Raw genomic sequence first — 22,061 nt, forward strand, 5'->3', positions numbered from 1 at the left:
AGCCTCCCCGGAGAATTGAAATTCAACCCTGAGGTTGTCGAGAGCCTCCCCGGAGAATTGAAATTCAACCCTGAGGTTGTCGAGAGCCTCCCCGGAGAATTGAAATTAATCCGCTGGCTCCGGGGAGCGTCCGGATCGAATTGTTCTGGTGGCGCTGTACATTGCGCGCCTGCGCCTGCTTCCCTTGCGCCGGAGCCCATCGCCGGCCCGATCGCGCGCCGCGCCGGCCATCCCGATCCGCCGTGCAGCGCAGGAACCTGCTCCCCTCGGCCCTGTCGAAAGCCACCGATGCCCAGGCCCCTCCTCCCGCTCACCGGACTCCTCATCACCGCCGCCCTCGGCGCCGCCGCGACCTCCGACGCGGCCACGGACCACCGCGACGCGGTCGCCCGCGGACTCGACCTCTTCCTTCACGCGCCCGACCGCGGCGCGCCCGGCGCCACCCTGCCGGTCCAGGTCCTCGCGCTCGGCTTCCCCACCGCGGTCACGCTCCGGCCGCTCGAGGCGGCCACCGTGGAGGCGACCTGGGATCCCGAGCACCTCGGCAAGGTCAGCGCCGTCCCGCCGCCCGTGCGGGTCACCACCGACGCGAAGGGGCGCGCCCACCTCGACGTCCCGATCCCCGAGGGGCCCGAGCGCGAGCTCCGGCTGCTGCTCGGCGTGCGCGCCGGCGACCGGCAGCGGACCCGGACCCTCACCGTGCAGCGCCAGGCGCCGCTCCACGTCGACCTGCACGTCCCCGACACGCGCGTGGTGCCGGGCGGCGCGACGTCGGCGTGGATCACGGTGCAGAGCCAGGCCTCGGGGCAGCCGGCCCCGCAGGTCCCCGTCGAGGTCAGCCTGCTCGAGGGCGGCGTCGCGCGGCAAACGGCCGTGGTCACCACCGACGCGGCCGGCGTCGCCATGGCGCGCGTGCCCGTCCCCTGGATCGACGAGCCCGGGTGGCGCTGGGTCCTCCGCGCCCGCGCGCGGGGCGCGGCGGGGGCCTCGTCGAACGCCGCGCAGATCTCCCTCTCGCCGCGCGAGGAGACGCCCGGCGCCCCGCAGATGCTGGCCGAGTGGTCCGAGCAGGATCTGCGCGCCGGGGACCGCGCCGCCTACGTGATCCGGATCCGCGACGGCGCCGGCCAGCCCGTGGCCGGGCTGCCGGTGCGCGTCTGGACCGGGCCGAAGGGCACGAGCCCGCCCGAGGACAGGGCCGCGTGGGAGAAGCTCACTACGCCCGCGCGCACCGACGCCGCCGGCGAGATCCGCGGCTCGACCGCGGCGCCCACCACCGTGGTGCAGGGCGTGGGGACCACGCTGCGCCTCGTCGCGCGCGCCACGCTCGAGGGGCACGAGCTCGAGCGCGAGGCCACCGCCTCCGTGGAGAGCCCCACCTCGGAGGCGACGCTGCTCCCGGAGGCGGGCGCGATCGTCCCGGGCGCCGCGCAGCGCATGCTCCTGCGCGTCCGCGACGCGCGGCGGAAGCCGGTGGAGGGCACCTTCACCGTCGAGGGCGACGGGCTGGAGGCCACCGTGACCACCGACGCGTACGGCGAGGCCGAGGTGACCTGGGACGCGCCCGCCGATCTCGGCGCCTTCCGCAACGTCGGGCCGTGCGCCGGCGGCGTCGCGGCGGCGGTGCGCGTGCGGCCCGCGGGCGAGCTCCCGGCGCTCGCGTCGCGGCGCGAGCCGTTCGCGCTGTGCGTCTCCGTCGATCGCGAGGCCACGGCGCTGCTCCGGCCCGAGCGGCTCCTCGCCCGCGCCGGCGACGCGCTCGCGCTGCGCGTGGTCGACGCCGGCGGCGCGGACGCCCGCGCCGGCCGGCGGCCGGAGGGCGGCAGGGCGGCGGACGGCGCCGGCTGGAGCGTGATCGTGCAGCCCTCCGCCAGCGCGGCGCGCGCGGCGAGCGCCTGGATCGCCGGGGGCCCGGACGGCGGCGCGCTCGGCCTGCCCGAGGGCGCGGCCGGCGTCTGGACGCTCAGCGCCGCCGCTCCCCGGCAGGGCGCCGCCGCGCGGCAGGCCGGCGGCGCGGTGCTCGTCACGCCGCGCGTGCTCCCGCGGCTCGAGGCCCGCATCGCCGGCGGCCGCGCGGCCCCGCGCGGCGCCGTCGACGTGGACCTCGCGCTCACCGACGGGGGCGGCTGCGGTCTGCCCGGGACCGTCGCGGCCGTCGTCGTGGACCTGCACGGCGGGGGCAGCGTCGGCGGCCTCGCGGCGCTCGACACGCGCGCGCGGCTCTGCCAGGGCATGGTCGAGCCCGAGCGCTGCGGCGCCTTCCTGGAGGGCGATCCCGCGCTCGATCCGCTCCGGCGCGCGGAGCTCGGCGCGCGGGCGCGCGAGGCGATCGCGCCGGCGATCGATCCGGCCGGCTCCGCACGGGCGGCGCTCGACGCGGCGTTCGGCCAGGTGCTCCGCTCGCTCGAGGGGGCGGTCTTCGAGGCCACCAGCGACCCGGAGCGGCTGCGCGACGTGCGCCGCCGCGGGCCGGGCGGCGCGTATCAATGGAACCCCGAGCTGATGACCCTGGTCACGGCCGCCATGGATGCGCCGCCCGAGACGCCCGGCGGCGAGCCGCTCTCGCTCGCGGACCTCCTGTCGGTGGATCCGCAGGTCACGTTCGATCACGTCGCTCGCCGCGTCACCCGCCTCAAGCTCTTCCGCATCCTCGCCGCGGCGCGCGCGTTCCGGCGCGAGCGGCTGCTCGATCCCGACGAGCCGGCGCTCCGCGATCCGAACGCGCTGCTCCGCCGCCTGGTGCGCGACGAGCAGCTCGAGGAGTCGCTCCTGCTCGATCCCTGGGGCGGCACGATCCAGTTCACCCCGACGACCGCGCCGCCCGCGCCGTTCCTCACGGTGCGGCGCGGCTTCGCCCTGCACGCGCCCGGGCCCGACGGCCGGATCGGCACGGGCGACGACGTGCGCGACCCGTTCGAGCGCGTGCTCCGATCGGGCACGCCGTACGCCAGGGCGGTCGGCGAGGATCGCCTGGTCGACGCGAAGTTCGACATGGAGGTCGGCGACGCCACGGTGTCGGCGTGGGAGAGCCTCCTGGAGGAGCTCACGGGCACGTCGCTGGGCGAGGGGATCGGCCTGGGCGGCATGGGCCTGTCCGGCGTGGGAACGGGCTCCGGCGCGGGGTTCGGTCAAGGCCACGGCAGGCTGGGCGGCGCGGCCCGGACCTCGTACGGCGCGCCGCGGGGCGTGTTCTTCTGGTCGCCGCCCCAGCGCACGGACAGGGATGGTCGGCTGCGGATGCGCGTTCCGCTCGGCGACGTCGAGACGACCTACCGGCTCGTCTTCGTGGGCGTGCCGGACGGCGCCACGCCGGCCACGGCCACGCTCGACGTGCCCACCGCGCAGCCGCTCTCGGCGCGCGTGGAGGCGGGCGCCGCGTGGGTCGAGGGCGACGAGGTCGACGTGGAGATCTCGGTCCGGAACCGCTCGCCGAGGCCGCTCCGCGCGACCGTGGCGCTCACGGCGCGCGGCGCGGCCGCCCTCGCGGACGCGCGGAGCCGGGCGGCGGCGGTCGACGTGCCCGCGGGGGGCGCGGCGCCGGTGCGCGCGCGGGTGCGCGCGCGGGTGCGCGCGCTGCGCGCGGGGCGGGCGGAGCTCGCGGTCGCCGTGAAGGCGCAGGGGCTCCCGGGCGACGCGCTCGTGCACGCGTGGGACGTGGGCCCGGCGGGCGAGCCCACCGATCTGACCCACGCCCAGGGCGTCGAGGGCGGCGCGACGGCCACGCTGCGCGTCTCGGCGGACGCGCAGCGCTACCGCCTCACCGGCCGCCCCCGGCTCGTCGTCGAGCGCGGCCTCGCGAGCGCGCTCGCCGCGGCGCTTGAGGCCATGGATCCCGATCGGCTCACGTCCGCAGGGGCGATGGCGGACGCGGTGGAGGTCGCGGCGCTCGTGGGCCGCTGGGCCGCGGCGCGCGGGGGCGAGGGCGCGCCGCTCGTCGCGCGCGCGGAGGACATCGGCCGCCGCGCCGTGGGCCGGCTGCTCGCGTACAAGGCCAGCAAGAAGGACGTGGGCTTCTGGCCCCCGGCGCTCCGGGCGCGCACCTTCGCCCCCGCGGCCGTGGCGGAGGAGCTGCCGGCGCTCGCCGCGCGCTGCCCGCCCGAGGCCCTGCAGCCCGCGGCGGCGCTCGACGCGCTCGAGGCGGAGCCCTCGCCGGCGGGGGGCGCGGTGAACGCGTGCTGGGACGCGCTCGTCACGAGCACGGTGGACGAGGTGATCCGGAGCGGCGATCGCGTGGCGCTCGCCCGCGTCCTGCTCGCGCTCGCGGAGCGGCCGCACCGGGCCGCGCTGGCCGCGAGCGTGGCGGACCGGCTGCGCGCCTGGGTGGCGCTGGGCCCGACCGGCGGCATCACGCTGCCGCCGGGCCAGGCCGAGGATCGGAGCGCGCGCGCGGTCGTCTACGCGGCGCTCCTCCGCGCTGCCGGGCTCGGCCGGAGCGCGGCGCCGCCCGCGACGCTCCTCGGCTGGGTGGGCGTGCAGCGGGACGTGCGCGGCGGCTACGGCGCGCCGGCCAGCACGCTCGCGGCGGTGCGCGCGCTCCTGGCCCACGGGGGCGAGGATCGAGGGGTCGCGCGGGTCACGGTGACGTCGGGCGGCGCGCGCCGCGACGTGGAGGTCGGGCCGTCGGGGCGGCTCGTGGTGCCGCTCGACGCGGGCGCGACGGAGGCGGCGATCGAGGTGGCGGGGCCCGCGGTCGTGGCGCGCCTGGAGCGCCCGGCGCTCCGGCGCTGGAGCCGACCGCCGTCCGCGGCGGCGAGCCCCGTGCAGGCGGAGATCTCCTGGCCGAAGCGCCCGCGCGCGGGCACGACGGGCAAGCTCGGGGTCTCGCTGCGCCACACGCTGGGCCGCCCGATCGAGGTCGACGTGCGCATCCCGCTCCCCCCCGGGGTGTCGCTGGCCGCGCCGCTCGACGGCGTGCGGCAGGTGAACGGCGTGCTCGCGCTGCGGGCCTCCCTGGAGGCGAGGCGGCTCTCGACGCTGGTGGAGATCCCGGTGCGCTTCGCGCTCGCCGGGAAGGTGACGGCGCCCGAGGCGCAGGCCCGGGTGGCGCAGGAGGAGCTGCCGCGCGCGGTGGTGCCGGCGCGGCCGATCGTGATCGAGTGAGCGGCGCTCCTGGAGGCCGGCTCGCTCTCCGCCCGCGCCGGCAACCACATCGAGCGCTCAGACCTGCGCCATGCCGCCGTCGACGAAGAGCTCGCTTCCGTTGGTGAAGCTGCTGTCCTCGGAGGCGAGGAAGACGGCGGCCTTGGCCACCTCCTCCGGCAAGCCGAGCCGCCCGAGCGGGATGCTGGCGACGAGGCTCGCCTTGATCTGCTGCGCCTGCTCCTCGGTCGCGCCGAGCCCGTGCAGCCCCGGGGTGTCGATCGGCCCCGGGCTGATCACGTTGACGCGGATGCCGCGGTCCTTCAGGTCGAGCGCCCAGGTGCGCGCGAAGCTCCGCACCGCGGCCTTTGTCGCGCTGTAGACGCTGAACGCAGGGGTGCCGGTGGAGGCCGTCGTCGAGCCGTTGAGGATGATCGACGCCCCGTCGCGCAGCAGCGGCAGCGCCTTCTGGACCGTGAACAGCATCCCCTTGACGTTGATGGCGAAGGTCCTGTCGAAATGCTCCTCGGTGATCGCGCCGAGCGGGGCGAGCTCGCCGCCGCCGGCGTTGGCGAACAGGACGTCGATGGGGGCGCCTCGCTGCCTCACCACCTCGAAGAGGCGATCGAGATCGGCGAGGTTGGAGACGTCGCTCCGCACGCCGGTGGCCCTCTCACCGATCTCCTTCACGGCCGCGTCGAGCTCCGCCTGCCGCCGCCCGGTGATGACGACGCGCGCGCCCTCCGCCGCGAACCGCTTCGCCGTCGCGAGGCCGATCCCCGTGGTGCCGCCTGTGACGATCGCTACCTTCCCCTGGAGTTTGTCGCTCATGGTGTCCGTCCCTCGATCTCGGCGCTCAACGTCGCCGGCCCCCTACAGGTAGAGCCGAAGCGGGGGGCGGCCATCCGGCGATCGTGGCACGCTGCGTTCCGCTGGCAGAACGAAGAGATCACCGATGCAGGATCTGAACGACTTCTTCTTCTTCGCCGAGGTCGTGGCGAACGGCGGGTTCGCGAAGGCGGGGCGCGCGCTGCGGCAGCCGAAATCGAAGCTCAGCCGGCGGATAGCGCAGCTCGAGGCGCGGCTCGGCGTTCGCCTCATCGAGCGCTCGTCCCGCCGCTTCAGCGTCACCGAGGTGGGCCAGGCGTTCTATGAGCGCTGCCGATCCGTCATGAGCGAGGTGGCGCTGGCGGAGGCCATCGTCGCCGAGGCGCAAGGCGAGCCGCAGGGGCTCGTCCGATTGAGCTGCCCCACGGGCATGATGGAGCTGGTCAGGCCCATCCTTCCCTCTTTCATGGAGCGCTACCCGCGTGTCGCGCTGCAGGTCATCCCCACCAATCGGCGCGTCGATCTGATCGAGGAGCGGATCGACATCGCGCTTCGGGTGCGCACGAAGCTCGACACCGACGCCACGCTCACCCGGAAGACGCTCGCGAAGAGCCGCCGGTTCCTCGTCGCGAGCCCCGCCCTCGCGCGTCGCCTGGGCGGCGCGCCGGAGATCGCCGCGCTCGCCTCCGTACCGACCCTCAGCCAGAGCGAGCAGGCCGGCGAAGATGCGTGGGAGCTCGTCGGGCCCGACGCGCAAACGCATGTCGTGCGTCACGCGCCGCGCCTCTCGTGCGGCGATTTCGTCGCCCTGCGAGAGGCGGCCATCGCAGGGCTGGGCGTGGCGTTGCTACCCGATCACATCGCCGCGGCGGACTTGAGGGCTGGCAAGCTCGTCCGCGTCTTCCCCGAGTGGTACGTGACCGAGGGCATCGTCCACCTCGTGTTCACCTCGCGCCGCGGCTTACCGCCCGCGGTCCGGGCGCTGATCGAGCACCTCGCGAGCCACATCCATGACGGCGTGATGAAGGAGGGTATCGACGGAGGAGGCTGTCGCCCCGGAGGGCTGGCCACGACGCCCACGTGAGCGAGCCCCTCGGCGCGGCCGTGCTGCTCGCGGCGCGGGACGGCGGCGCGGCGCGCGCGATCCTCTTCACGGGCGCCGAGAACCGCGCGGCCATCGCCGCCTATGCGTCGCTCGGATTCACGCCCGTCGGCGATTACGGGCTCTTCTTGCTCGCCGGCGCCTGAGCGGGCCCATCCCGCCCGGCCCGGCGCGGTGCTACTGGCACGCTCCCTGGTCGATCCAGTCGGCCGGGCACCACGAGGTCGGGTTGCTGGGCGGGCAGGCCGGGTTCGACCACCAGACCTGCTGGGCGGCGACCCACAGGTGGCCGCCGTCGGTCACCCGGGTGCCGGGCGTATAGACCTGCGCCGAGGCCCACGCCGGCACACCGCTGCAGTCCGCGCCCGCCGCGTGCAGCCGGCTCTGCGGGATCACCTCCCGGACCTGGCTCGGGCTCGACCAGAAGAGCCGGATCGTCGCGTCGACGCTGTTCTCGTAATACTCGAGCTTCACGTCGTACGGCTGGCCCGCCACGAGCGAGAGGGTGGCGCTGTCCAGCGTGGAGCTGTGATCCGTCCAGTTGTCGATGAGCAGCGCGCCGTTCACCCAGAGGCGCACGCCGTCGTCGGACTCGGTCGAGAGCGTGTACGTCTCCGAGTAGCGCGGCACGAGCTGTCCGGTCCAGCGCGCGGAGAAGCCGTCGGCGGGAACGGACCCTCCGGGCGAGCTGGTGCCCCAGCCGAACGCCACCATCGGGTCGGTGCGGACGAACGGAGTGCCGGTCAGGCTGGTGTTGCTGAAGTACTCGCCGCGGAGGCCGTCGCCGTTGCCGTCGGGCGGGGGCGTGCAGGCCTCCCAGGTGGCCGGCGACGTGGTGAGGCTGCGGTTCTGGTAGGCGTACGGCGTGAACTGATTGAAGGACCAGGTGCTCGCGCCCGACAGCGGCTGCCAGGTGCCCGCGGTCGTCTTCACCTCCTGGCGAAGCATCTTGATGGGCGCATCGCAGGGGATCTCCGGCGTGACCATGCCCTCGGACGCCCAGTGCTCGACGTCGTGCGTGTACATCTCGATGTTCCCGGGGTCGTCCTCCGCGAGGAACTGCCAGCCCTTGCCGTCGTTCACGTCGACGTAGAGGCAGATCTGAGAGCCGTTCACGTCGGCCACGCGCTCGGTCGTGCACGACTCGTACTTGAAGGCGACATGCTGCCCCGGCTGAAGCGCGATAAGGTCGCCGCCGAGCCCGCAGGTGCCCCCGATGGGGACGCCGGTCTCGAGGTTGTGCCAGTCGTAGGCGCAGCTCGGGTGATTCCCCGTGACGCCGTTGTCGTCGGCGAAGTAGTAGACGAACCAGCCGGGCGGATAGTGGTAGATGCCCGATTCGAGGTTGTTGTACCACTGGCCCACGGCCGTCCAGGCCGTGCTCTCGTTCAAGAGCTCGGGGACCTCCCACTCGACAATCCAGCCGCGCGTGTCGGCGACATTGCCCGTGTAGCTGCTCGTGAGATCGTAGCTCCCCCACCTCTGGGTCGCCACGCCGAGGGTCTCCTCGCCGTCGTCGCCGGCCCCGGCGACGCACCCGGTCGGCCCGAGCGCGCCGAGGAGCAAGAGCGCCACGCCGGCGTGCCATCCGGCGGCGCGAAGGCCGCGAGGAGAGGAGGTATCCGTCAACGAAGAGAGGGTCTTTGCCATGGATGCCTTTCCTGAGCAGCGCCCCGCCTCCGCGCGATGGGCGAGGTGGGCGCGAGATCCGCGGAGACGGACGAGGCCCGGCGAGCGGCGCGGCGGCGCCCGCTCTCCGAGGTCCCTCCCCCCGCGAGGGCTCAATGGGCGCTGTTTAGGTCGCCCGCCGGAGCGATTCCAATGCGTAGATCACATCGACCTCATGCATTGCATGCATGCCGGCGCGCGATCGGCGCTCAACGCCGATCCGGGGCGAGCCGAGCGCCGCGAGGCGCGCTCACACCACGGCGCGCGCGAACTGTCCCGGCGTGATGCCGACGATGCGCTTGAAATGCCGGTTGAGCTGGCTCTGGTCGTAGAGGCCGACGCGCGCGGCGATCTCGGACGGCGGCACGCCCCGCGTGAGGAGCGCGCGGGCGCGACCGACGCGCAGCTGCGTCACATAGGCATACGGCGTCACGCCGAGCTGGTCGCGAAACGCGCGGATGAGCTGGAACTTGTCGAGCCCCACGTGCAGCGCGATCTCGTCGAGAGAGAGCGCGGTGACGAAGCGCTCGCGGATGAGCTCGAACGCGCGGCGCAGGCGGGCGCCCCAGGTGTACGGGCGTCCGCGCTCCGCGTGACCCGGACTGGTGAGCGCGACGAGGGAGCGCAGCGACTCGGCGAGCGCGGTCTGGAGCGCGAGGGGCTCGGCGTCGCCCTCGTGGACGAGCGCGTGCAGGGCGCGGAGCGGCGCGCCATCGGGCGCTCCGCGTTCGAGAAACAGGCCTGGCCGGGGCGCGGAGGGCCGACCTCCGAGCGAGAGGCGCGCTTCGTCGACCAGCGCGTCGTTGAAGAGCACCACCTGGAAGCGCGCCGGCCCATCGCGGCTCTCCTCGCGATGCACCTCACCCGGGAGCATGAGCGCGAGCGCGCCCGGCTTCGCCGTCCAAGCGCGCCCGCGCGCCCGCCACTCGCATTGGCCGGCCGTGAAGGAGACCGAGGCGAAGCGGTCCTTCACGGAACGGTGGCGACGGGCATCGCTGCGGCAGCGGGCCACGGTCACGCCGGAGAGCGCCTTCGGATGCACGATTTCGATACGCAGCGGATCGTCCGGATCGCAGCCTGGCAGCGCGCTCGGCATGCTCCGGATCGTAGTGGGCCAACGCGCGCTGCGCCAGGCTCATCTCCGGGGATCGCACGCCGCGCGGGTCCCGTCAATTTTGCCCAAGCCGCGCCGGCGGAGGGTGGACATCCTCCGTCCCGAGGTCGCGGATCTCGTCATCCTCGACCCACCTGCGCGCGAAGCTGACGGACGCCGCGATCGCAGGCGATCCGCTGCGTTTCGACGCGGGCGCTGCCCTCCTCGACGCGCGGCAGAGCGCCTCGGCGCCGCGCGCTGGCATGGCATGGCCTGTCGTTCGTCAGGCCCACAGATCCGGAGCGAATCCTATGGGACGGTTGCAAGATAAAGTCGCGCTCATCACGGGTGGAAACATGGGAATCGGCAAGGCCGCAGCGCTGTTGTTCGCCCAGGAAGGCGCCAAGGTGGTCATCGCCGCTCGCCGGGTGGCCGAGGGCGAGAGGACGGCCGCGGAGATCGTCGCCCGAGGGGGAGACGCCATCTTCGTTCCGACGGACGTGTCGCGCTCGGCCGACTGCGCCGCCATGGTCGCGGCCGCCGTGAAGAGGTACGGGCGGCTCGACGTCGCGTTCAACAATGCAGGCGTGGAGCAGGTCGTCAAGAGCGTGCCCGAGCTCGACGAGGACGAGTGGGATCGCGTGATCGACATCAACCTGAAGGGCGTCTTCCTGTCGATGAAGTTCCAGATCCCGGAGATGCTCAAGGCCGGCGGGGGCGCGATCGTCAACACGTCCTCCGTCGGAGGCCTCGTGGCGACGCCTGGCCTGTCCGCGTACGTGACGTCGAAGCACGGCATCATCGGGCTGACCAAGGTCGCGGCCATCGATCTCGCTGCTCGCAACGTGCGGGTGAACGCGATTTGCCCTGGGGGCACGCACACCGCGATGTTCGACAAATGGATAAAGGATGGGGCCGTGGAGCAACGCGTCCTCGCGAGCCACCCGATCGGCCGGTTCGCGGACCCGATCGAGCCGGCTCGGGTGGCGCTCTTCCTGGCGAGCGACGAGGCGTCGTTCGTGACCGGGGTCGCCCTGCCCATCGATGGCGGGCTCGTCGCGGCCTGACACGGCCGCTGTGTGGACGCGGTGGCGGTGGTCCCGGCGCGGCCGATCGTGATCGAGTGAGCGCCGGCAAGCTTGCCGCTGTCGCCTCCGTCCATCGTATCCTGGGCGCCGTGCGGCCTCGCCCACCCGCCTCGTCCACCCGCGCTCGCGAGCACCTCGCCATCCTCGCTGGCGCCCTGGCCGCGGGCGCCTGCGGGGCGCTCTTCGATCAGGTCACCGGCACGATCTCTCCGGAGTATTTCCTCGACGGAAAGGGCCTCGCCGCGTCGAGCTTGCCGTTCCGGCTCGCGGTCGCGTGGACGGGGTTCCGCGGAGGTCTGCCGCTCGGCGCCCTCGTCACCGGCGTGGGCCTCCTCCGCGCCGCGCGCAGCGACCGGTTCTCGTGGCGCTCCTGGCTGGTCAGGATCATGGCGGCGCTCGCCGCAGCGCTCGCGCTCTGCCCGGCCGCCATGGCGGCGCTCGACCCGTTCGGCGTGCGCGAGGCGAGCCTCGGCGCGTGGCCCCGCGGCACCGCCACGCGGTACCTCGTCTGCTGCGGGATCCACGCCGGCGTTTACCTCGGCGTCCTCGTCGGCGTCCTTCTGGAGGGCCGGTCCGCCCCGGCGGCTTCGGTGGACCCATCGACGGATAGCTCGGCGAAGAGGCGCGGTCACCAGCACGACGGTGTCGCATGACCGCGCGCGCCACGTTGAACGGGGGATCGTTCTGCGAAAGTGAGCGACATATGACTCGTAGACGACTGCTGGCGGTATCCCTTGCGGTCGGGTGCGTCGGCTTCACCGGACTGGCGTTCATGGCCCGTTCGGGCTGCCGGTCCTTGCTCGCGCCTGGTTCGCGTCCGTACCACCCGTATTCCCCGCGGAGTACGTGCGGCTGATTCCGGCGGAGGGCTACACGGATCGGAAACTCAACTACGGCCGACCGGAAGCGACGCGATCACGCGACTTGCCATGACCGGCGTCCGCGCCGCGCCTCGTTCCCGAGCCTGTCGCGCGCCCGAGTCATGAATGCGCCGCCGGGGCCCGGTGCTCCGGCGCCTCGCGCTCATGGTGGGGGCATCGTCGGCGCGATCTGCCGACGCCCTGAGGTCCGCCCGATCCGCCCCCCACGCCGCTCTCCCCGCGTCGGTCCCGTGCCCTCGCCCAGCGCCGGGGCTTGGCGCCGCCCGCCGATCGCCTACCATGGCCCCGATGGCCGACACCTTCGCCACCTTCTCCCTCGAGGGCGACAAGCTCCCCGCGGACACCGCCGTGACCCGCTTCGAGGCCGTCGAGGCCATCTCCACCCCCTACACGGTCGAGGTGCGCTTCGCGACGATGGACGCCGCCTTCCGGGTCGAGGACTGCCTGCGCAGCCGCCTCTGCCTGCGCGTCATCGACACCGCCGGCAAGGAGCGCCTGTTCGACGGCATCGTCGACCGCGCGGGCTTCGCGCGCCTCGTCGGCGACTCCCGCCAGTTCGACGTCCGCCTGCGGCCCGCCCTCGCGGCCCTCGCGCACCGCGAGGGGTGCCGCATCTTCCAGGAGAAGACCATCGTCCAGGTGGCGCAGACGATCTTCGAGGACGCGGGCTTCGGCGACAAGGTCGAGTGGCGGACCGCGAAGGAATACGAGCCGCGCGAGTTCATCGTCCAGTACCGCGAGTCGCACCTCAACTTCGTCTCACGCCTCCTCGAGGACAACGGCCTCTTCTACTACTTCCGGCACGAGGCCGCCGGGCACACGATGATCATCACCGACGACCCCGCCGCCTTCGCGGTCGAGGAGGGGACCCCGGTGCTCTTCCGCATGGCGCAGGGCGGGCTCCCGGGCAGCCTGCCGCTCAAGAGGCTCACGCGGACGCGCGCGCTGCGCACGAGCAGCGTCCACCTCCGGGACTACGATTTCGAGAAGCCGGACGTGAAGCCCGAGTCCTCGCTGCCCCGCAAGGAGGCCTTCGTCCTGCCCTATTTCGAGTACCCCGCCGGCTTCACCAAGGGGAGCGTGGGCGCCCGCCGCGCCGACGCCCGCATGCGCGAGCTCGCCGCCGACGCCGACGTGTGCGAGGGCGAGAGCCGCGCGGCCGGGCTCAAGGTCGGCGAGCCGTTCCTCGTCGAGGGCGCCGCGGAGCCGTGCCTGAACGGCGAATTCGTGGTCACCCACCTCGTCTCGCGCGGCAACCAGACGCTCACCGGCGGAGAGACGAACGTCGACGTCGAGAACCACTTCCGCGGCATCCCCAAGGGCGCCCCCTTCGCGGCCGAGCGCCGCGCGCGGCGGCCGCGCATCCGCGGCATCCAGACCGCGGTCGTCACGGGGTCGAGCACCCAGGAGCAGGCGATCCACGTCGACAAGCACGGCCGCATCAAGGTCCGCTTCTTCTGGGACCGGCAAGGCCAGCAAGACCACACCTCGAGCTGCTGGCTGCGCGTCTCGCAGATCGCGATGGGCGGCTCGATGATCCTCCCCCGCGTCGGCTGGGAGGTCTCCGTCGCCTTCCTCGACGGCGACCCGGACCGGCCCGTCGCCCTCGGGCGCACCTACAACGCCGAGAAGACGCCGCCGCAGGCGCTCCCCGCCGCCAAGGCGTCCGGCACGCTGAAGAGCATGTCGTCGCCGGGCGCGGGCGGCCACAACGAGATCGGCATGTCCGACAGCTCCGGCAGCCAGGGCTTCGGCATCCACGCCCAGAAGGACCTCAACGTCACCATCGGCAACGACAAGGTCGAGGAGGTCGCGGTCAACGAGGAGCAGCACATCAGCGTGAACGGCTCCCGGTCGGTCAAGGTCGATGAGTCGATCTCCGTGGCCGGCAATCAATCGCTCGACGTCGGCGCGGTGCTCTCGCACAAGATCTCGGGCAACCAGAGCATCTCGATCGGCGGCAACGACACGACCAACGCGATCAGCAATTACGTCGAGAAGATCACCGGCAATCGCTCGTACACGGTGAGCGGCAACCAGATCACGATCTCGAACGGCGTCGAGCAGTCGATCACCGGCGACATGAGCCGCAAGGTCGGCGCGCTCCAGCTCTCCGGGAGCCTCGCCTCGATCAACGACAACGTCCTCGGCGGCATGACCGAGACGGTGGGCGCGGTGAAGGCGCAGATCATTAACGGCAGCCACGGAGAGCAGATCACCGCGAACAAGGACCAGACGTCGCTCGCGGCCGAGCTCCACCTCACGAAGGGCTCCCTCTCCCACGTGGCGGCCGGCGTGACCAACCTCGTGGGCGGGCTCCATTACCAGAAGCTGAACGGCGATCTCGTGGTGCAGGCGCCGCTCATCACCCTCCTCGGCGCCGTCGGCGTCTTCAAGGGCGGCGGCAGCGAGCTCAAGCTCGGCGGCGGACCCATCGTGATCAAGGGGTCCAAGATCGCGGTCAAGGGCGCGCTGGTGGTCAAGATGGGCGCGTCGATGAAGCTCGGATCGTGAGGTCCAAGGGCGCTTGTGAGGTGAAGAGTGGCTGACCATCATGTCCTCGCGATCCCCTCCGTCAGCGTGGAGGGCAAGATCTACCGGGTGCTGCGGTTCGAGCTCTCCGAGCAGCTCTCGGAGCTCACCCACCTGGAGTGCGAGCTGCTCGACGACGAGGCCGCGCTCCCGAGGCCGAAGGAGGTCCTCGGCAAGCGCGCGGTCTTCACGCTGTCGCGCAGCGACGACACGCAGACCCGCACCTTCGCGGGGACCGTCGTCCTCGCCGAGCTCCTGCCCGACCCCGACGACGTGCCGACCTTGCGGATCCAGGTCGCGCCGGCGCTGTGGAACCTGGCGCAGCGCGCCGACTGCCGCATCTTCCAGGACAAGAGCGCGGTCGACATCGTGAAGGAGGTCCTCGAGGGCGCGGGCGTGCCCGCCGGCCAGCAGGACTGGCGCGTGACCGAGCCGCACCCCGCGCGGGTCTACACGGTCCAGTACCGCGAGCGGGATCTCGATTTCGTCCACCGCCTCCTCGCCGAGGAGGGGATCTACTTCGCGATCCACACGAAGGGCGAGCGGGACGTGGCCGTCTTCAGCGACGCACAGGCCGGCCTCGAGGACATCGAGGGCGCGACGTCGCTCCCGTTCTTCCAGGACTTCGGCGTCGCGGGCTCGGCCGATCGCGTCGTGCGCCTCTCCCGCGAGGTCTCGGTGCGGAGCGACAAGGTGTTCGTCCGCGATTACAACCCGGAGAAGCCCTCGCTCAAGCTGGAGGCGTCGGCGGAGAGCAGCGACCCCGGGGAGCACGCGCTCGAGATCTACGAGTACCCGGCGCGCACCGCCGACGTGAGCGTGGCGGAGCGGCTCGCCAAGGTGCTGCTCGACGCGGTGCAGGCCGAGCGCGACGTCGTGCGCGGCGAGACCGGCTCGCTCGCGCTGCTCCCGGGCCGGCGCTTCTCGGTGGAGGGCCACCCGTACGACCCGCTCAACCAGGAGTACCTCGTGGTGCGCTCGCGCATCGCCGGGAGCCGGCCGCGGAACTTCGAGCTCTCGAGCCCCGCCGCCGCCCTGGAGGGCGCGCGCGACGTCCGGATGGTCTGCGAGTTCTGGAGCGTGCCGACCGGGACCACGCGCTACCGGCCCCCGCGCCGCGCCCGCGAGCAGGTCATCCCGGGCGCGCAGACCGCGATCACGACCGGGCCCTCGGGGCAGGAGATCCACACCGACGCGAGCGGGCACGTGAAGGTGTCGTTCCACTGGGATCGCTCCGGCAAGAAGGACGACACGTCGAGCCGCTGGATCCGCACGAGCCAGGTGCCGACCGGCGGCTCCATGCTGCTGCCGCGCGTCGGCTGGGAGGTCACGGTGCGCCACGTCGAGGGCGACGCGGACCGGCCCTTCGTGATGGGCCGCATGTACAACGCGCTCACGCCGCCGCCCTACGCGCTGCCGAAGGAGGCCGGGAAGAGCTCGCTCCAGACCGCGACCACGCCGGGCGGGGGCAGCAGCAACGAGCTCCGGATGTCGGACACGAAGGGCGGCGAGGAGATGTTCATCAACGCCTCGAGGGACATGTCCACCGAGGTGAAGAACAACGCCACCGAGTCGATCGGCAACAACCACGCGAAGAAGATCGGCGCGGACCAGACGACCAACGTCACGAACAGCATGACGAGCAGCGTCGGGGCCAACCAGAAGATCTCGGTCGCGGGCAACCAGGCGATGAAGGTCGAGACCTTCCACGTGGACGACATCGGCGGCGACCACGCGCTCTCGATCGGCGGCAACCGCGACATGAAGATCGGCGGGGATCACAAGCGCGACGTCGCCGGCGACAGCGCGCTCAACGTCTCGGGCAACCAGATCGATCTCGTGGTCGGGTCGGTCACGGATCAGACCCTGGCCGCCTTCAACCACGAGGTCGGCGCGGCGCTCGTGGAGCTCGCGCTGGGCCACCGCTCCGTGACGGTCCAGGGCGACCGGAGCGAGACGGCGACCGGCGCGAAGGTGATCGCGGTCAAGGCCGGGCGCGGCGTCCAGGTCGGCGGATCGATGAACGTGAAGGTCGGCGGCGCGATCGTCAACGTCGCGAACGGGGATCGCGTGGAGAGCTCGCTCGGCACTTACACCGAGCTCGCGGGCGGCGCGCAGCTCGTCAAGGCGAACAACGTCGTCTTCGAGGCGACCGGCGCGCTCACGCTGGTCATGGGCGCGTCGATCGTCTCGCTGACGCCCGCGAGCGTCGCGATCCTCGGCCTGTCCGCGAAGCTCGACGGCGACGTCGCGGACACCGCGGCGCTCGTGATCGACAACTGAGGAGCAGGAGGCGAACGTGGCACGCGAGACCATTGCGCACTTCACGATCGACGAGGTCCCCGCCGCCCGGGTGCTCCGCTTCGAGTCGATCCACGAGGCGGGCAGGCCGCTCGTGGTCGACGTCGAGGTGATCCTCCACGTGTTCCAGGAGCTCGACGCGATGATCGGCAAGCCCGCGGCGCTCTCCTTCGGCGCGCCCGGCGAGGCGCCGCGCGTCATCGCGGGCACGGTGGAGGCCGCGACCTCGATCGGCTCCTCCGAGCTCGGCATGGAGGCGATCGGCGCGCGCTACGCCGTGCGCGTCGTCTCCGCGCTCGCGCTCCTCGCGCGCAGCGTCGACTCCCGCATCTTCCAGGACATGAGCGCCAAGGACATCGTCGCGCAGGTGCTCGACGAGCACGGGGTCGCCCGGGTCGAGTGGCGGCTCAGCGGCGACTGTCCGAAGCGCGAGTACTGCGTGCAGTACCAGGAGAGCGCGCTCGCGTTCATCTCGCGGCTCATGGAGCACGAGGGCATCTACAGCTTCGTCGAGGTGGACGCCGGCGGGGAGCTCCTCGTCTTCGACGACGACAGCACCATCGCCGCGCCGATCCCGGGCGACCCCGCGCTGCCGTTCCGGCGGCGCACGGGCCTGAGCGCGGCGGACGAGCGCGACGCGATCTACGCGATCCGCGAGCTCGAGCGGGTGCGCTCCGGGAAGTTCGTCCTCCGCGACTTCGACTTCGAGCGGCCGCAGCTCGACCTCACGGCGAGCGCGGCGTCGAGCGAGCACGCCGAGCTCGAGCGCTACGACTACCCGGGCGGCTATGTCGAGCCGAGCGAGGGGCAGCGGCTCGCGCAGATCCGGCTCGAGGAGGAGCAGGTCGAGCGGCGCACGATCGAGATCGAGGCGGTCTGCCCGCGGCTCGCGGTCGGCCACACGCTCACGATCACGGACGCCGGCGAGCTCGACGGCGAGTACTTCCTCTTCGCGGTGACGCACACCTTCGTCCACGACGACGGGGAGGAGCGCGAGGGCGCCGCGCCGCGCTCGAGGGCGCGGGCGCGCCTCGTGCCGGCCGACGTGAAGTACAGGCCGCGGCGCGTCACCCCGATCCCGGTCATCGAGGGGCCGCAGACCGCGACCGTGGTGGCGCCGGCCGGCGCGCAGCCCGAGGCGATCCACACCGACGAGCACGGCCGCTGCAAGGTCAAGTTCCACTGGGATCGCAGCGACGTCACCGACGACAAGGCCTCGTGCTGGATGCGGGTCGCGCAGCTCCAGACGTCGGGCTCGATGATGCTCCCGCGCATCGGCTGGGAGATGATCGTCGAGTTCCTGGAGGGGAACCCCGATCGTCCGATCGTCACCGGCCGCCTCTACAACGGCGTGTACATGCCGCCGTACGCGCTGCCGGAGGGCAAGACCCGCACGGCGATCCGCACCGCGAGCACGCCGGGCGGCGGCGGCGCCAACGAGGTGCGCTTCGAGGACAAGGCGGGCGCCGAGGAGATCATGGTGCACGCCCAGCACGACATGAAGACGGCCGCCGCGAACAACGCCAAGAAGAACATCGGCAACAACGAGACCACGGTGGTCGGGAACAACGCGTCCCTCGAGGTCGGCGGCAACCAGACGACGAAGATCACGAAGGGCTCGTCGAACACGGTGGGCGCGGATCAGACGATCAGCGTGGGCGGCAACCGCACCCTCGAGGTGAACGCGGTGTCGGCCGTGACGGCGAAGGGCAACGCGACGACCACGGTGGGCGGGAACCAGTTCGAGATGGACGGCAACCCGCTCGAGGCGATGCTCGCGCTCGCGGCGCAGGCGGCGGTGCAGTTCGCGAGCGTGATGGCCAACAACGCGATCTCGGCGATCCAGGGGCAGGTCGACGGCGCGATCAACCAGGTGATGGGGCCGATCAACGCGCTGACGCAGCAGGCGCAGGGGGTCGCGGGCGCGATGCGGGCCGTCGCCGGCGGGGACATGGGCCGCATGCCGGCGATGATCGCGGGCGCGTCGGGCATCCCCGGCGCGGGCCAGCTCGCGGCCTCGATGGGCGGAGGCGGCGGTGGCGGCGCCGGCGGTGGCGGCGGCGCGCCGGGCGGCTCCGGTCCTCCCAACATGCTCGCGTCGATCGCCTCGAACGCGGTGCACAGCAGCCTGGCCGGGCGGGTCTTCGTCCAGCCGGAGGCGCTCGCGTCGGCGCTCGGCATGGACTCGGGCGGCGGCGGCGGCGCGTCGATGGCGAACGCGGCCGGGCCGGAGGGCAACGTCGACGGCGTCGACGCGACCGATCGCGAGAAGGGGCCCGGGCACTCGACCGCGAAGGTGGCGGGCACCCACAAGGAGGACGTGGGCTCGATGAAGATCCTCGGCGCGGTCCGGGACATCGACAACAACGTGACCGGCAAGAAGACGATCGACGTCGGCGCCGCGACGGTGCAGGTCGCGTTCGGCAGCTACGCGGAGAGCGTCACCGGCTCGAAGAGCGAGAAGGCGACGGGGCTCGTGGTCCTCAGCAATGCGGGCGAGAGCGAGACGATCACCGGCTCGCGCACCTCGATGGTGGGCGGCGCGGTCGTCGACAAGCTCAAGGGGTCGCACGTGGTGCAGGCGGTCGGGCCCGCGACGTTCATCGGGGCGTTCCACAAGGTGGAGGCGAAGGGCGCCATCGTGTTCAAGTGCGGCGGCAGCGAGGTGGTGATCAACGGCGGCGGCGTCACGATCAGCTCCCCGCTCGTGGCGTTCCTGGCGCCGAAGATCCAGCTGCCGAAGAAGGTCTCGGAGGTGTGATGGCGGCCTCGTTCGACGGGGATCCCGGCCGGTCCGGCGCGCCGGCCGCGGTGGAGGAGCTGGAGCCCGAGGGCGAGCCCGGAGGGGCGTCCGGGGCGCCGCGCGTGACCCTGGACGACGTGCTCGCCGGGCCGGCCGCGGAGGCCGCGGCGCCGGCCGCGGAGGCCGCGGAGCCGCTCCCGGCGCGGGGCGCGCAGCCGCTCGGCGCCGCGATGCGGACCGCGCGCGTGGCCGCGGTCGCCGGGCGGCGGGCGCAGCTTGTCGTGCGGGGCGCGGCGGGGCCGGTCGAGGCGCTGGTCGCGCCCGAGGTCGATCCCGAGGTGATCGCCGACGCGCACGCCCGCGGCGACGCGGTGCTCGTCGAGCTCTGCGAGGGCGAGCCGCCGCTGATCGTCGGGGCCCTGACGACACAGCGGCCGAAGGCGCTCCACTTCAAGGCGGGGACGATCACCATCGAGGGCGAGCAGGAGCTGCTCCTCCGCTCCGGCCGGGGCGCGGTCCGCATCCGCGAGGACGGCGACATCGAGGTGGTGGGCAGCCGGATCAGCGCCGCCTCGCGGGGGTTGTTCCGGATCGTGGGGCGGCTCTTGCGCCTGAACTGACGGCGGCCGCGGAGGGGGATGGCGTCCAGGCGGAGGGCGGTGACCTCGCCCGTCGCAGGTCGATGTCTCGCGCGCGTCGGGGCAGGAGAAGCCGCGCCTCGGCGCTCGTGGCTCAGCGCTGCGCGCTCTGCTCGATGAGCGCCTGCCACCGCGCCTTGAGGGCCGGATCGGACTGGAAGCGCTCGTGCCACATCGCGTGGAGCGCGGCCCAGCCCTGCGGGCTGAGCCCGTAACGGCTCTGGATCTGCTGGTCGTGTCCCGGGCGCTCTCGCAGCTCGGCGCAGATGTGCGCGTACTCTCCGAGGGTGATCCGCTCCACGCGCCGCATCTCCTGCTTCTCGACGTCGGCCTGCGCCCGCGCGGCGGATGTGGCGGGCGACGCGCTCGCGGGCGTTCCGGAGGCGGAGCTCGGCTGTTGGAAGGGCAGGGCCCAGCTCCCCGACGAGCGCTGAGGTGGCAACGGCGCGGTCTCGTCACGGACGGGCTGCGCAGGGGCGGAGCGCGCGAACGGAAGCACGCTGTCGGCCGGAGGCGGAGAGGCAGGGCGAGAGAAGGGCAGGGCCTTGTCGGCCGGAGGCGGAGGGGCAGGGCGAGAGAAGGGCAGGGCGTTGTCGGCCGGGGGCGAAGGGGTGGATCGCGAGAAGGGCAGGGGGGCCTTGTCGGTCGGAGCCACAGAGGCAGTGCGCGCGAAGGGCAGGGCGTTGTCAGCCGGGGGCGGAGGGCTGGGGCGCGCGAAGGGCATGGCGTTGTCGGCCGGGGGCGAAGGGGTAGGGCGCGAGAACGGCAGCGCCGTGTCGATCGGAGCGACAGGGGCCGAGCGAGCGAAGGGCAAGGCCTTGTCGGCCGGCAGCGGGCTGATCGCCCCGATGCGCGTGGCATTCATGCTCGCTGCGGCCGGGGTCGCGGTGCTCTCGGCCGGAGGTGCGCTCGAAGGGGCCCGACGAAAGGGCAGCGCCTCGCGCGGCGCGACCGCCTGCATGCCGAAGAGCGTCACGCCGCCCCGCGGCGCCGTCGTCGGCGGCTCGGAGCTCGCCACGGGCGTGACCGCAGGCACCGGCGACGGCACGGCCGACGCCAGCGGCGACGGCACGGCCGACGCCAGCGGCGACGGCACGGCCGACGCCAGCGCCGGCGCCTCCTCGCGGCCGGCCCCCGGCGGCGCGGCCGCGCCCATCCTGACCCACGGCGATCGCGCGGCCGCCTCACCGCCCGCGCCCGCGGCGGGCGTCGGCGTCGCCGCGTCCCGGGGCGCGCTCCTCAGCGGGGAGAGGTGCGCCGCGGGCGCCACCGGCACCGGCCCCTCCAGCTTCCGGCGCGCGTCCCGCGCCTTCGCCTCGGCGCGGCCCTTCTGCTCCGCGACGAGCTCCAGGTAGCGCTGGCTCGATCGCAGCTGCCCCCGGGCGGCCCGCGCGGCGAGCCGCGACATCCAGCGCTCCCGCGCCGCCTCCCACGCCTCGACCGAGAGCCCCGCCCCGGCGAGCACCTCGTCCCGCGGCAAGCCCGCCTCGAGGGCCCCGGCGATGGCGGCGAGCTCCTCGAGCGTGATCGATCGGACCGTCCCCTCGCGCCCCTCGCCCTCCACCATGCCTCCCCGAGCCTACGCCCCTTCGCCGCTCAGCGATGCGCCGGCTCCCCCGACCGATCTCGCCCTGCGGCCATCCCCGCTACCTCATCGCCCGCTGAAACTGCGCCATGAGCTCGTCGTCTTCCAGCATCGCCGCGGTCCACCGCTGCTGCGCGCCCAGGTAGTCCTCCAGCGTCAGGTCCAGCCGGCTCAGCACCGTCGCCATGTCGGTGCCCCGCTTCATCGCGCGCGCCGCCTCGAGGAACCGCTCGAACGACAGCTCGCCCTTCGCGCGGCCGCGCTGGACCCGGGCGAACGTCTCGGCGAAGGCGGCGACGAGCGGCGGCACGCCCACCTCATCGCCGTCGTCCTCGTCCGCCTCGGAGAGCCGCGCCTGCCAGGCGTCGTCGAGCGCCTCCCACCCCGCCTCGTCGAGCCCGTGCTCCGCGAGGAGCGCCGCGCGGTCGGCACCCGGGTCCGCGAGCCGGGCGGCCAGCGTCGCGTAGACCTCGACGTCCTGCGCAGGATCCTTCATCGCGCGGCCAGGCTACCTCAGCGCGCG

The 22,061-nt window shown here is 73.3% G+C and carries 14 protein-coding genes; 9 read left to right on the forward strand and 5 right to left on the reverse strand.

Translation table 11 applies throughout. The features are described 5' to 3' along the window. Positions 1–288: 288 nt before the first annotated feature. The gene (locus WMF20_RS18155) at positions 289–5,100 is read left to right on the forward strand and encodes an alpha-2-macroglobulin family protein (RefSeq protein WP_437615263.1); all 4,812 of its coding nucleotides are present in this window, start codon (positions 289–291) and stop codon (positions 5,098–5,100) included. A 57-nt stretch (positions 5,101–5,157) separates the two neighbouring features. Here WMF20_RS18155 and WMF20_RS18160 read toward each other — a convergent pair whose 3' ends face one another. Further along, a complete protein-coding gene (locus WMF20_RS18160) occupies positions 5,158–5,910 on the reverse strand; it encodes a glucose 1-dehydrogenase (protein ID WP_437615265.1) in 753 nt (250 codons plus the stop codon). A gap of 124 nt (positions 5,911–6,034) precedes the next feature. Between WMF20_RS18160 and WMF20_RS18165 the strand changes: the two genes are divergently transcribed. Next, positions 6,035–6,991, forward strand: a complete 957-nt coding sequence (locus WMF20_RS18165) for a LysR substrate-binding domain-containing protein (RefSeq protein ID WP_437615267.1) — start codon at positions 6,035–6,037, stop codon at positions 6,989–6,991. Continuing rightward, a complete protein-coding gene (locus tag WMF20_RS18170) occupies positions 6,988–7,155 on the forward strand; it encodes a hypothetical protein (protein ID WP_437615269.1) in 168 nt (55 codons plus the stop codon). The genes WMF20_RS18165 and WMF20_RS18170 overlap by 4 nt, the downstream gene beginning before the upstream one ends. 31 nt (positions 7,156–7,186) lie before the next feature. Here WMF20_RS18170 and WMF20_RS18175 read toward each other — a convergent pair whose 3' ends face one another. Beyond that, entirely contained in the window at positions 7,187–8,584 is a 1,398-nt protein-coding gene (locus WMF20_RS18175; RefSeq protein ID WP_437615271.1) for a PA14 domain-containing protein, read from the reverse strand. Between the two features lie 343 nt (positions 8,585–8,927). Next, positions 8,928–9,773 carry a helix-turn-helix domain-containing protein gene (locus WMF20_RS18180; protein WP_437615273.1) on the reverse strand — a complete coding sequence of 282 codons (846 nt, stop codon included), beginning with the start codon at positions 9,771–9,773 and terminating at the stop codon, positions 8,928–8,930. A 308-nt stretch (positions 9,774–10,081) separates the two neighbouring features. On the opposite strand from WMF20_RS18180, the gene WMF20_RS18185 reads away from it, so the two are divergent. From WMF20_RS18185 to WMF20_RS18210, 6 genes are all read left to right on the forward strand, one after another. Beyond that, positions 10,082–10,837: an SDR family NAD(P)-dependent oxidoreductase gene (locus WMF20_RS18185; protein ID WP_437615275.1), complete on the forward strand. Its 756-nt coding sequence runs from the start codon at positions 10,082–10,084 to the stop codon at positions 10,835–10,837. Between the two features lie 110 nt (positions 10,838–10,947). Further along, on the forward strand, positions 10,948–11,511 hold the full coding sequence (locus tag WMF20_RS18190; RefSeq protein WP_437615277.1) for a hypothetical protein: 564 nt from the start codon (positions 10,948–10,950) through the stop codon (positions 11,509–11,511). Positions 11,512–12,027: 516 nt separating this feature from the next. Further along, positions 12,028–14,253, forward strand: a complete 2,226-nt coding sequence (locus WMF20_RS18195; RefSeq protein WP_437615279.1) for a type VI secretion system Vgr family protein — start codon at positions 12,028–12,030, stop codon at positions 14,251–14,253. Positions 14,254–14,280: 27 nt separating this feature from the next. Beyond that, positions 14,281–16,554: a type VI secretion system Vgr family protein gene (locus WMF20_RS18200; protein WP_437615281.1), complete on the forward strand. Its 2,274-nt coding sequence runs from the start codon at positions 14,281–14,283 to the stop codon at positions 16,552–16,554. Between the two features lie 16 nt (positions 16,555–16,570). Further along, a complete protein-coding gene (locus WMF20_RS18205) occupies positions 16,571–19,333 on the forward strand; it encodes a type VI secretion system Vgr family protein (RefSeq protein WP_437615283.1) in 2,763 nt (920 codons plus the stop codon). After that, on the forward strand, positions 19,333–19,935 hold the full coding sequence (locus tag WMF20_RS18210) for a hypothetical protein (RefSeq protein ID WP_437615285.1): 603 nt from the start codon (positions 19,333–19,335) through the stop codon (positions 19,933–19,935). The genes WMF20_RS18205 and WMF20_RS18210 overlap by 1 nt, the downstream gene beginning before the upstream one ends. 112 nt (positions 19,936–20,047) lie before the next feature. Here the strand turns inward: WMF20_RS18210 and WMF20_RS18215 are convergent, their stop codons facing one another. Then, positions 20,048–21,520: a hypothetical protein gene (locus WMF20_RS18215; protein WP_437615287.1), complete on the reverse strand. Its 1,473-nt coding sequence runs from the start codon at positions 21,518–21,520 to the stop codon at positions 20,048–20,050. A gap of 79 nt (positions 21,521–21,599) precedes the next feature. Then, positions 21,600–22,034 carry a hypothetical protein gene (locus WMF20_RS18220; RefSeq protein ID WP_437615289.1) on the reverse strand — a complete coding sequence of 145 codons (435 nt, stop codon included), beginning with the start codon at positions 22,032–22,034 and terminating at the stop codon, positions 21,600–21,602. Positions 22,035–22,061: the final 27 nt, after the last annotated feature.

The organism is Sorangium sp. So ce834 (genome assembly GCF_051521425.1).
Classification (GTDB): domain Bacteria; phylum Myxococcota_A; class Polyangia; order Polyangiales; family Polyangiaceae; genus Sorangium; species Sorangium cellulosum_D.